The sequence below is a fragment of the Streptomyces luteosporeus genome (assembly GCF_039532865.1).
Classification (GTDB): domain Bacteria; phylum Actinomycetota; class Actinomycetes; order Streptomycetales; family Streptomycetaceae; genus Streptomyces; species Streptomyces luteosporeus.
The window spans coordinates 116,342-127,823 of sequence record NZ_BAAASL010000015.1; the positions used below are offsets into that span (position 1 = coordinate 116,342).

Annotated in this window: 9 protein-coding genes; 5 read left to right on the forward strand and 4 right to left on the reverse strand. The window is 68.8% G+C overall.

The window, feature by feature from the left end:
• Positions 1-6: 6 nt before the first annotated feature.
• Positions 7-1,182, reverse strand: a complete 1,176-nt coding sequence (locus ABD361_RS20415; protein WP_344436832.1) for a UDP-N-acetylglucosamine--N-acetylmuramyl-(pentapeptide) pyrophosphoryl-undecaprenol N-acetylglucosamine transferase — start codon at positions 1,180-1,182, stop codon at positions 7-9.
• Between the two features lie 250 nt (positions 1,183-1,432).
• Between ABD361_RS20415 and ABD361_RS20420 the strand changes: the two genes are divergently transcribed.
• From ABD361_RS20420 to ABD361_RS20440, 5 genes are all read left to right on the forward strand, one after another.
• The gene (locus ABD361_RS20420; protein ID WP_344436833.1) at positions 1,433-1,921 is read left to right on the forward strand and encodes an NUDIX domain-containing protein; all 489 of its coding nucleotides are present in this window, start codon (positions 1,433-1,435) and stop codon (positions 1,919-1,921) included.
• A complete protein-coding gene (locus tag ABD361_RS20425) occupies positions 1,914-2,567 on the forward strand; it encodes an HAD family hydrolase (protein WP_344436834.1) in 654 nt (217 codons plus the stop codon). Before ABD361_RS20420 ends, ABD361_RS20425 begins: the two co-directional genes overlap by 8 nt.
• Positions 2,564-3,118: an NUDIX domain-containing protein gene (locus ABD361_RS20430; protein ID WP_344436836.1), complete on the forward strand. Its 555-nt coding sequence runs from the start codon at positions 2,564-2,566 to the stop codon at positions 3,116-3,118. The genes ABD361_RS20425 and ABD361_RS20430 overlap by 4 nt, the downstream gene beginning before the upstream one ends.
• A gap of 77 nt (positions 3,119-3,195) precedes the next feature.
• A complete protein-coding gene (locus tag ABD361_RS20435) occupies positions 3,196-3,609 on the forward strand; it encodes an NUDIX domain-containing protein (RefSeq protein WP_344436837.1) in 414 nt (137 codons plus the stop codon).
• Positions 3,610-4,191: 582 nt separating this feature from the next.
• Complete coding sequence (locus ABD361_RS20440; RefSeq protein ID WP_344436838.1) at positions 4,192-4,485, forward strand: hypothetical protein; 294 nt, start codon at positions 4,192-4,194, stop codon at positions 4,483-4,485.
• A 133-nt stretch (positions 4,486-4,618) separates the two neighbouring features.
• On the opposite strand, the gene ABD361_RS20445 is transcribed toward ABD361_RS20440, so the two are convergent.
• The 3 genes from ABD361_RS20445 to ABD361_RS20455 form a co-directional block, all read right to left on the reverse strand.
• Positions 4,619-5,137, reverse strand: coding sequence for a hypothetical protein (locus tag ABD361_RS20445; RefSeq protein ID WP_344436839.1), 519 nt, complete (start codon positions 5,135-5,137; stop codon positions 4,619-4,621).
• Between the two features lie 631 nt (positions 5,138-5,768).
• Positions 5,769-6,908 carry a hypothetical protein gene (locus ABD361_RS20450; protein ID WP_344436840.1) on the reverse strand — a complete coding sequence of 380 codons (1,140 nt, stop codon included), beginning with the start codon at positions 6,906-6,908 and terminating at the stop codon, positions 5,769-5,771.
• Positions 6,905-11,479, reverse strand: coding sequence for a coiled-coil domain-containing protein (locus ABD361_RS20455; protein ID WP_344436841.1), 4,575 nt, complete (start codon positions 11,477-11,479; stop codon positions 6,905-6,907). The genes ABD361_RS20450 and ABD361_RS20455 overlap by 4 nt, the downstream gene beginning before the upstream one ends.
• Positions 11,480-11,482 lie beyond the last annotated feature (3 nt).

The window sequence follows — 11,482 nt, forward strand, 5'->3', positions numbered from 1 at the left end:
CCCGGGTCAGCCGGATGCGGCGGACAGGATCACGTCGACGAGCCGGTCCGCCGCATCCGGCCTCCCCTGCGCCCGGGCCCGCTCCGCCATCGCCTCCCGGCACGCGGGATCGGCCAGGAGCGGCCCCACCGCGTCCCGAAGCCGGCCGACGGTGACCTCCCCGAGCAAGGCGACGGCGGCACCGGCCTCTTCCAGGTGGCGCGCGTTGTGTGCCTGCTCGTTCCCCGCCGAGGAAGCGAGCGGGACGAACACGGCCGGCTTGCCCAGGGCGGTCAGCTCGGCCAGGGTCCCCGCCCCGCTCCTCGACACGACGACGTCCGCGAGCGCCAGGACGTCGGGAAGCTCCGGGCCGACGAACCCGGCGAGGTAGTACCGGCCCGCCACCGGCGCCGGCAAGGCCGCCGCCTGCCGCCGCAGCTCCTCGACGTTGCCGGGGCCGCACTGGTGGATCACGTTCGCCCGCTCCAGCAGCCAGGGCAAGGCGTCCCGGACGAGGTCGTTGATCTGCTGGGAACCCTGCGCGCCACCGGTGACGTACACGGTCGGCAGCCGCCGGTCGAAACCGTGCAGCCCCAGGGCCGCCACCGCCTTGTCCGGGTGCCCGGCCAGCACCTCCGGCCTGACCGGGTTCCCGGTGACAACCGCGGCGCCGCGCACCGCCTCCGGCAGGAGGGGCACGGTCGACTCCGAGGACACCGCGATCCGCGTCGCCGAACTCGCCAGCTTCCGGTTGGCCAGGCCCAAGCGCACCGTCTGCTCGTGCAGCACCAGCGGGCGACGGCACATCCGAGCGGCCAAACCCGCCGGGACGGCGACGTAGCCGCCGGTGGCAAGGACCACGTCCGGCCGGAAGTCCGCGACCAGCTTCCTCGCCTGAGCCACGCCGAGCGGAACCCGGGCCATGTCCTTCACGTTCGCCGCCGACATCATCTTGAGCGGGTTACTCGAGCGACGGATCTTCCCCGTCGCCACCGTGGCGAACGCGATCCCCTCAGCCGGCGCCACACGTGCCTCCAGGCCATCGGCAGTGCCGATCCACAGCACGTCGAGAGATCTGCCCTCGGCCGACAACCGCTTCTGCAGAGCACGGATCGCGGTGAGTGCCGGGTAGGAGTGCCCTCCGGTCCCTCCTCCCGTGACGATAAGACGGAAAGCGGTGGTGGGGCGGTGCTCGCTCTTCACCCGGCGCACCCTACTGGCTTTCGCGCTCGCCGTGTGCGAGGGAGTCGCGTCGCACAGGACGGGCTGAACCAGCCGCTGCTCTCGTGACGTTCAGCGTCGAGGGCTGTGCTCGCCGAGGTGGCCACGTGGACCGTGACCATCCGCAGGCGAGGCCAGTTAGGCACTGGGTGCCTTGATCCGGGCGCTCTTTACCCAAGGGGAGGGAGAACGGAAGGTGGAAGACCCATCAGGTGGTAAGGGAAAGATGATCGTGCCCGACTCCCAGGGGCGGCTCAGGAACGCGGCCACCGGGATCGTCGTCAAGGACCAGCATCTGCTGATGATTCGCGGGGACTGGCCGCGCCCGGACACCTTCTTCGTGCCCGGTGGCGGCCAGCAGCCCGGGGAGACGCTGAGCGAGTGCGCCGAGCGGGAGGTGCTGGAGGAGACCGGCGTCACCGTCAGGGCCCGGCGCCTGGTGGTGCTGCGCGAGTACATCCCCGCCCGCCACCAGGACGTGACACCGATGCCACCTGAGGTGGCGCACCGAGTGGAGGCGATGTTCTGGTGCGAGGTCGTGGCGGAGCCCGCCGTGCTCGGTGGGCACCATGAGGACGACACGCAGACCGGCGTCGAGTGGGTGCCCTTGTCCAAGCTGGGGGACATCCGGCTGCTGCCGCCGTTGCTTCCCAGGATCGTCCATGCCGTGCTTCACGACGAGGTCGAGGGCGCCGTCTACCTCGGGGACGACCATGCCTGACCCGGTAGGGCTGTTCGACCTGGACGACACCTTGATCCGGCGCGACGAGGCGTTCGAGCGGTGGGCGGCGGAGTTCGCGTCCGCCCACCGGGTGCCGCTGGAGTGGCTGCTGAAGACGGATCCGGCGTACTCGTCGCGTCGGATGGAGTTCTTCGAGCTGGTGAAGGCCACTTTCAGCGTCCGGTCCGGCGTGGCGGAGCTGCATGCTCAGTACCGGCGCCGGATGCCGGAGCTGGTCGAGCCCGACCCGCAGGTATGCGCGATGCTCACCGGCCTGCGAGAAGCGGGCTGGCGGCTGGGCGTGGTCACGAACGGCATGGTGGACAACCAGACCGCCAAGCTCCGTCGCGCCGGGCTCTACGACCTCGTCGACGCCGTCGTCATCTCCGACGCGGTGGAAATCCGCAAACCTGACGCGCGGATCTTCCACCACGCCCTCACCCGGCTCGGCGCCAAGTCGGGGCCGCACGTGGTCATGGTCGGGGACAGCCTTGAGAACGACATCACGGGCGCACACCGTGCTGGCCTTGCCACGGTATGGGTCTCCCACGGCCGGCCGCTCCCCGGCACCGGCCCCCGCCCCCACCACACCATCTGTGCAGGCAACGAAGCGGCCGCCGTGCTGACGGAGAGGACGGCAGGGTGACCGCACACCCGAAGCTTCCCCGAGCGGAATGGCTCGCCAGCCGCGCGCGCATTCTCGGCTGTGCCGCCTCCATCGTCCACGACTCGGAGTACCGGATCATGCTGCTGCACACCACGTGGAGCGACGTATGGCAGTGGCCCGGTGGTGGGCACGACGACGGCGAGGACCTGTGGCAGACCGCCGTGCGCGAGACCTTCGAGGAAACCGGCCTGAGCATGCCGGACCAGCCCGAGCTGCTGGCCGTGGACTGGGGCCTGCACCCCGAAGGCATCCCCGAGGTCCTCACCCTCTTCAAAGGCCCGCTCGTCGACGCCAGCACCGTCGAGGTGAAGCTGTCCGACGAGCACGATGCCTGGCGCATGCTCACCGCCGAACAGTGGGCCCCGCTGCTGCCTCCACAGCAGGCCCGGGTCCTGGCCATCGCCACCGAGGTCCTACGCGGCAGACGATGCCCCTACCTTCGTGAGGCCAGCCACCTGAGCCGGCGCCCAGTAGCAGGCCCGGGAGAACCGCAGGGAAGGGAATCGCCGAGCCGCAGCAGTGGTACGTGAAGAGGCCGCGAGCACGGCCTGGCCGACCGGCGCTCTCCACCCCCGACCGCCCGTTCGACAAACAGGAGGGAAATGTCGTGAAGGAACCGAACGGCACCGCGGCGCTCATCATCAACTCAGCCGGCGAGTACCTGCTGCACCTGAGGGACAACATCGAAGGCATCTGCGATCCGGGCACGTGGTCGCTGCTGGGCGGGGGCCGGGAAGGGGCGGAAACGGCGGAGGAGGCTATCGCCCGGGAGCTCAAGGAGGAAGCGGGCCTGGTCCTGCCGGAACTCAAGAGGTACACCGTCGTTTCGGCACAGTTCCCGGCCGTCACGAGCGACCAGATCACGGTCTTCCTTGGGTGCTGGGACGGTGAGGCGCACGCACTGCCGCTCACGGAAGGGGTCATGCTGCATTGGTTCCCGGCCGCCATGACCTCGCGCCTGGTCATGTGCCCGTGGGCGAAGGTCGTCATCGAGCAGCACCAGCGGGATGCGGCTGCCTGAGCGGCTCGTCGGAGGGGCACCGAAGACGGGATTTCAGGCGTCGGTTCGCCAGTCTTCGGTGCACCCGTCGCAGGTGGATCAGGGATTCTTACTAGTACTCCAGTTGCAGTTCGCTATCGCTGCTGGTCAGAGGTTGTTTCCTGAGCATACTCAGCTGACGCGTCGTCATGTAGTCGAAGTTCGTGACATTGGGTGCGGCGTTGGTAGTGGCAGCGCATGGCTATCGCCTGGTGGTGATGGCGCCACTGGGACCATGCCAGTGTCCGATCGATGTGGCGGTGGTGGTGGCTTGTCCTGGAGCGGCAAGTCGCCAGGAGCCTGCGGATCTCTGCCAGGCTGAGCGGGACGAGGAAAGATCCGTATCTGATCCGCCCCCTTCCGGCCTCGGCCCCCGGCCCGCGCCCCGCGCGGACAGGGGGCCGCTTCCTGTTGTTCGGCCCCGGCCGTGTCCTGCGCTGTGGTTGCCCTGCTGGTTGCGGGGCTTGCCGGTCGTGGCCGCAGGGTGCGTTCACCCACTACGGGCCGCACCGGCCCGAGTCCGACCGCCGCCGGAGACGGCGCACCGATGAAGGAGTCCCTCTCATGAACTGGGCCGATCTGCTGAACGCTTTGCTGGTCGCGGGCATGGTCATGCCCCTGCTGCTCATGTTCCTCGGCCTGCTCGCCACCACCCGGGCCATCGCGATCCAGATCGCGGCACTCACCCTGCTGGCGGTCTCAGCGTTCTGGCGCGGCGACGCCGACGGCACCGTCTTGTACGCCTCGACGAGCATGGTCCTGCTGCTGGTGCTGCGCCGCTCCTGTGCCCGGGCGAAGGCCCGCACCCAGGACAACGACAAGGACCGCGACGTCATCACCACCGTGAAGAAGCGCTGACCGCCTGCGCGCGCTCAGCTGCTGCGCATGGCCCGGCCCGTCTCGCAGATGCGGGGCGGGCCGTCGGCATAGGCCCTGGAGACGCGGGTGGGCCCGCCAGCGATGCTGGCGGGCCCACCCGCGTTCTGGACCTCTACGACTCGGAGACTCGCTGCCCGTTCATCCACTCCACCGCGGCCGTCTCCTCGCGGGGCAGCATGGCGTTGACTTCTGGACCGAGCCAGCTGAACCACTCACGCTGATCATCTGTGAGCGGCCCCTCTGGGCCACGCCAGTCCGAGACGAAGGCCAGCAGGCGGGCGGCCAACACGTCCGGCTGGAAGCCGCCCTCGGGTTCCGGATCCCACGGACCGACTCCTGACACGACGAACGGCAGACCGCCTTCGAACGGCTCCGCTACTACGACGCGGCGATCACCCGACTTGAGCCGCGTCCGCAGCAAGTACTTCCAGGCGGTCTCAGGCTGCTTCGAGCCCCCCTCAGTCAGCTGCTGGCCGAAAGGAACCGGCTCGGAGGTCAGGCGCAACAGCACCACCCCGGCAGGATCAGCCTCCTCCGGCTCGGCCGGAACGGGGATCTCATACACGTATTCGCGCAGTTCACCCTTGGCACGGTGCCCATCTCGGATCGTGCGCTTGAGCCAATCGCTCATCGGGCCCCCTACTCATCCGCACCATGGCGGTGCTCTCGCTCGTCGCGCCAGGATGGCACACGGCACCAGTGCCTACGGGGGTCACCGGCAGTGCCTGCGGGCCAGCGATGCCCTGCATTGAAGAAGTCAAGGCAACGTAAAGAATCCGGAACACGTTGAGACACCTCCCAACCTTCAGGCAGAGGGCATCGGACGGGCAACGGAACCCGCCCAACTGATAGAGGGCAGGTTTCGAGACACCCGAACTGTTCCTAACTCGCGGTTCGTGTTGCTGGACGAGTGCCCGGTGAACGCCGAAAGCTGGTTCCTGGCCGCACCTTCGACGCGCTCCAGGTGGGCGGGCGGCGCAGGGCACGAACGGCGTCGGCGAATGAGGCGTGGCGCTCACCGGTGGCCTGGACGTGCCAGAGGCCTGCAGTGTCGAGGGCGTGGAGGGTGCCGAGGTAGTTCTGGGGCCGGTAGCTGCCGGGGGTGTAGATGCTCCAGGTAGGCCGGTCTGTGTCGCTAGGCCGGATGCATTCGATGGGGACGGTGTCGACAGTCGTGATGAAGATGTCGCTCCAGGTCTGCGGGTTTGAGCGGGACATGTCGTTTCCGGCAGACAGCAGGCATGGCGGGGGGCAGCGGGGGTTCATGTGCTGGGGCCTCTCGGTGCAAGTGCGAGTGCGGGTCGAGGCGAGGGTTGGGGGATCGTCTGTGTGACGGGCGGCCCCGTGCCGAGGATTTGAGGCAGCAGTGGCGTGTCGGGGACGAAGAGAGAGCGGAGTTGGGGTAGCGGGAGGGCTTCGTGGCGCAGAACTAGGCCATCGGTGAGCAACTGTGCGACGGGAGCGGCGAGGTGTGGTGGCAGCCAGGTGGCCGCGCCGTGGGCGTCGTTGGCGGCGACGGGCGGGTGCGTGCGTGGTGGGCGGGTGAGGAGGGCTTGGTAGAGGCCAGCGGCAGGCTGCAGCGGGGGAAGGCCTACGGCGCGGGCGCGCTCACTGGTCTTCTGGGCGCAGTACATGCCCTCGAGGTCGAGGTCCGCGTAGAGCAGCAGGGTGTCCACGGGGTGGTCGCGCTCGCGGAAGGAGGCCTGGGCCGTGGGCAGGGAGGCGATGAGGTGGTCGCCTTGGCCGAAGCCGAGCCAGCCGACCTGGCTGCGATCGGGCCAGGTGCTGAAGATGTCGCGCAGGCTGGTGAACGCGGCGGTGTTCTCGACGATGAGCAGCCAGGGTGCTGGCCCGAGTTCATACATGGCCAGTGGGGCGGGCGTGGGCCGGGCGCGGAGGTGCACGGTGAGGTCCAGCAGTCCCTTGGTGACGAGGTGGTGGCGCTCGATGTTCTTGAGGCGTTTTTCGTCGCCGTACAGCTCGTAGGAGCGGTCCGCCACCGGGACGATCTCGGCTTCCGGCTGGTCGCGCAGCAGTGCGTTGATAGGGCCGAGCAGGGCGTGGTCGGCTGCCGTCAGGCGCATGGTGGTGGCGAAGCGTAGCGGTTCGACATAGGCGTGAGGGGCGTTCTGGCGGCGTGGTGGCCGTGCGGCAGGCGGGCGTTTGACCCAGCGGGGCAGGGGTGGGTCGGCGCTGTAGTCCCAGCCGTTGCTTCCCTTGGGCAGCGTGGCGAGGCCGCGGTGGGCCAAGGTTCGGGCGGCGTCGGCGAGGATGCGGCGGCGCCGGGGTGAGGCGGGCAGGCTGGAGTCGCCCGCGTCGGCGGCGCCCGCCAGCGCGTCGAAGTCGACGCGCTGGCAGGTCTGTCGGGCGAGGAACGCGGCCATGTGATCGGCGGCGGTCACACGGCATCCTGCGTGGCCTCGATGTTCGGTTTTGCTTCGGTGTGCAGGACGGCGCGGCGCAGGAGATGGGCGGTGGTAATGCCGTCGTCCTGTGCGCGGGAAACTCCGGTCGCGACAGCGTCGCCGTACCGTTCGAGAATCTGGATGTAGCGCCGTCTGGTGCGCACATCCACGCCGTTGCGCATGCGGATGATGAGGGGGAAGCGGCCCAGGGCGGGCAGATCGTTGGATCCGGTGGTGTACATGAGCTGGATGCCGTGGGCGGCGGCGACGCGACGCTGCAGGTCGACGAAGGGCCTGTAGTTGGCTTTCCCGAAAGGGTTGTCCAGTACCAGGGTGCCCACACCGCCGGGGATGCGCGGGTCGCGCTGGGCGGCTCGCATCCGGGCAAGCGTGCAGTACAGCAGCACGGACACGGTCAGCAGTTCGCCGCCGCTAAATTTCTGGATCTCCGTGACGGATTCGCGTTCGACGGTGTCCAAGCTCTGCGTCGGCTTGATGATTTTCGCGACGATGTTTCCGCGGCCGCCAAGGGCTGCCAGAACCAGCCGCTTGGCCAGGGGAATCGCCTCGGGCAGGGCGCTGGCCCGTCCGGCGGCGCTGGCCGGCAGGGCGCTGATGAGACGGTCGACCTCGGTGGACAGTCTGCGGGCCAGTTCGTCGCCCCTTGCGCGCTGGCGCAGCTCCAGTGACAGGAACCGCTGGCTGGACCAGCTCCCCAGATTTTTGGGGAGACGCGAGTGGCGGGCGGCTTCTTCCACGCTGTCCAGGACGGCTTCGACCGTGCTCGTACAGGCATCCACGACGCGCGCCTGGTCCTCGGCGGACTCGGCCAGCAGTGCGACGACCTGCCGTTCGCGCTCCTCGATGTCCTCCAGGAGTGTGGCCAGCCGGGTAGGGGTGGTGAGGTCATGCTGCAAGCGCTCGCGCAGCCGTCCGTCGACGATGTGCACGTACTCGGGCTGTTGTGCGTGCCGTTCTACCTTCTGCACGTCCTTGCGCAGAGCGGTTCTGGCTCTCTCCAGGGCCCGGTCGGCCTGAGTGACCTCGCGGACGAGGGCGTCCTTGATCTGCTCGGCGTCGTGCGGCTGCAGCGGCTGCGCGGTCACAGCTGACAGCCCGTGCTGTTCGAGCAGGAGCGCGTCCGCGGTCATTTCCGGGGCGCCGTCAGTACTCTGGCCAAATGCTGGATGGTCGCTTGCCGTACTGAGCGCGCCGGCTGATTGCCGAAGCTGCGCGGCGTGGCTGGCTGCCTGGTCAGCGCGCCGGTGAATCTTTTCGGCGTCCAGATGTCGCACCTGGGCGAGGGCGCGGTCCTGATCGAGAAGTTGCCGCTCTGACCGCAGTTGCTCCTGCGCTTCCTGGGTGCTGTCGAAGACCGGCGCCTGGGCACCGGGGAAGTCATCGAGGGCAGTGGCCGCCTCTTCGTGCTCCTTCGTGACCTGCCGCAGCAGTAGTGCCGCTTCCGCCTCCACACGCTCAGCGCCCTTGAGGGCTCTGTCGGCAAGGGCGATGCGGGCCGCAAGGTGCTCGGCATCCAAGGTATCGGCTTGGTCCAAGAGCTCAGTGGCCTGAGCGCGGGCAGCAGAGCCGACCTCGGCCAGCTTCTGGTTGAGGCGCTCGATGGCGGTTTCGGCAGCGGTGAGCCGCTGCTGCAGGGCGGTGTCGCTGATGCCGTTGAGCCAGTCCCTGCGGGTCCGTGCCCAGCGCTCGCGCAGAGCCTGCACGCTGCCCTCGGGTACGGTTGCCGGACGGGCGGTGTCGAGGACCTCGTCGGACAGGTCCTGCCGGATCTCCTGCGTCCATCCCTTCCAGCGCTCCACGCGAGTCTGGCACTGACGTAGAGCTGCTTGTGCACCCCGTTCTTGCTCCATCGCGGCCTGCCAGCGGTCTTTGCATGCCTTAGCGGCCACGCGTTTCTCCCGGACCTCGGCCTGTGCGTGCTGCCGCTGAGATACCCAGTGCTCCACGGCGCGGGCTGTCTCCACCAGCGACTTCACCTGGGGGAGCGCTGCGGCGAGTGCCCGCAGTACGGCCGTGTACTGGGCCAACCGGCCTTCCGCCCGGCGCCCGGCGTCCTCGACGTCGGCGGACTGGTGCACCAGGACGCTCGTGCGCTCGGTGAGCGTGTTGACCTCCTCGTCGAGCTGCCCAAGGAGTTCCTTCAGACCTGCCCGTGTCCGCGCGTCGAACGCGTCCAGGTGGTTGCGCAGCTGCCCGCGAAGAACGCGATCGGCCTCCCGCCGCTGGACAATGGCCGCGCAACGATCGTCCACGGTGGCCAAGCGGGCGCTGACGCGGAGTAGCTCCTCCTCGCCGGCTTCGGCATCCAGCACCGAGGGGCGCATCGGCAACACCGCGATGTCACCGAGGGGCTTCGACGACAAGACCTGGGCCTGGCCGTCGGTAGAAATAGTGATCACAGTCGGCAGGGCGACGGCGGCCCGCCGGGCCAGCGCCTCCAGATCACCGCCGGGTACCGGTCCGCAGATGACCACGCCACCGATCAGGTGGGGAATGGCCGCGATGACGGCGTCGTGCTGGTGGGCGGGTACGGTCTCGCGCAGAAACTGCACGCCTGCGACCGCCGGGGCTCCCTGCTCCCGCAGGGCGGTGACAGCCTTCTCGACCTCGCGAGGCGGCGGGCAGAAGCCGTCCTGCTCCAGACCGTCACGCAGCCGCTCGTCCTCGAACGCCTGGACGCGCTCGGCGGCCATTTGCTTGTCCGCGGCCAGCAGTTGATCCGTGAGCATCGCGACGAGGTCCTCGCCGACGCTATCCAAGTCCAGCTCCTCGGCCTCCTCCCCGATCCCGGCCAGTTCTTTCAGGCGGAGATCGGCAACAAGATCGCGGCGGTCCTGAGACAGGGCGTTCCACTGTTCCCACACCTGGTCATGCCGCTGACGGGCGGTACTGAGCCGGCTGGCGCAGGAAACTTGCTCCGCCGCGATGGAAGTGGCCTGCTCGCGGGCCGCTTCCACTTGGCGCCGCGCCTGTTCGGCCTGCTCCGTGGCCGCTTCTTCCTCTTGAACGAGCCGCGCCAGGGCCTCGGTGGGATCTTCCTGCCTGCCGAGGAGGCCGGTACGGTGGGCAGCCGTCAGCTTCGCCTGTTCCTCCTTGAGGGCCTCTTCAGCGAACTTCGCCCGGCTCTCGGCCCGGCCGGTCGAAGCCGCCGCTTCGTCGTACTCCCGCTCGCCCGCCTCGGCCTGTTCGGCGGCTGTCTTCAGCACGGCACTGATCTGCTCGGACTCGACCGCAAGCCGTGCGAGACCGTCTTCGAGCTTGGCGTACAGTTCCGCGCCGGCGTGCTCCACGGCCTCGCGCAACGGGGCCTGCTCACTTTGGGCGCAGGCCAAGAGGTCCTTGGCCTCGCGGCGTTCGGTTTCCTGGTCTGCCAGGTCCACGAGCCAGGGCACCGCCTTCCAGGCCACTGCTTCACGTTCCGCGTCGGCAACCGCCTCGACCTGAGCGGCATGGTCCCGCCGGCGATCCGCCTTCCGCAGCCGTTCGGCCACCTCCCTGACCTCGGCTACGCGTTGTTTCCGCTCCTCGACCCGGCCCTCGGCCTCGCGCGCCTCGCGTTCAGCGGTGTCCGCCTCACGGCGCAAGGTAGTTGCATGTAGGGCCTGGCGCTCGGCCTGGGCCTGGATGTGCTCGCTCGCGCGCCGGGCGATCCGGGCCTGCTGGTAGAGCATCTGTTCGGCAACGGCAACCTCGGCCGTGCTCTTCTGCACCGGCTTCAGCCGCAGAACAGCTTCTGCGAGGAAGCGTTCCTCCATCTCCCACGCGGGACGGGCGGCCAGCTTGTCGGCATGTTTGGACAATGCCGCGCGCGCCGCGATGGACGCGGCCGGATCAACGACCAGGTCGATGAGGAAGTCGACGAACTCCTCGGCGGTGCGGAACTTGAACAGCTCGGTGATGCCGCCCTCTTCCTGGTTCATGGCTTTCTGGATCTTGAAGACCTGGGGGTCCAGACCGTTGCTCTCCAGATGCTCCTCCCATTCGTACTGTTCGTCCGCGACGGCCAGGTCCAGCCGCCGCTCCGTCTTGTTCGCCGCCTCTAGCGCCTTGACGTACATGCTCATGGTGAGCTGGCCGTCCTCGGTACGGACCGGCAGGGAGTCCAGTTCCAGTCCGCCGGTCCTTGGCCGCAGCAGGTACCAGCGGCGCTCCAAGCGGTCCCAGTTGCCGCTCGGGTCCGCCGGACGCTGGCGGTCTCGCCATTGGTAGACCCCTCCTGCAAGGAGGACGGCGCCGGATGCGGGGCGGTCGGAGTCGCCCCACTCGACGATCACGTGGGAGACCTGGCCGTCCGGGACGTACTCGGCGAGCGACTTGGCCTTGGCCGCTCCGATGAAGTCCTTCTTGGCCGGCAACAGCAGGCTGAAAATCAGGGAGAGCAGGCTCGACTTGCCACCGCCGTTGCGCAGCCACAAGATCACGTCCACCGGCTGCGTGGGATGGCCGTCGACTGAGCTGGGTCCGCCGGTCAGGTCCAGGATGAGTGATTTGAAGCCGGCCGCGCGGTGGCCGATGTTCTCCAGACGAAGGCGTCGGAACTGGAGCATGAG

Excerpts from the sequence above, each read along its gene's own strand:
- ABD361_RS20425 (WP_344436834.1), top strand. The coding sequence starts at position 1,914 with ATGCCTGACCCGGTAGGGCTGTTCGACCTGGACGACACCTTGATCCGG.
- ABD361_RS20440 (WP_344436838.1), top strand. The coding sequence starts at position 4,192 with ATGAACTGGGCCGATCTGCTGAACGCTTTGCTGGTCGCGGGCATGGTC.
- ABD361_RS20445 (WP_344436839.1), bottom strand. The coding sequence starts at position 5,137 with ATGAGCGATTGGCTCAAGCGCACGATCCGAGATGGGCACCGTGCCAAG.
- ABD361_RS20455 (WP_344436841.1), bottom strand. The coding sequence starts at position 11,479 with ATGCTCCAGTTCCGACGCCTTCGTCTGGAGAACATCGGCCACCGCGCG.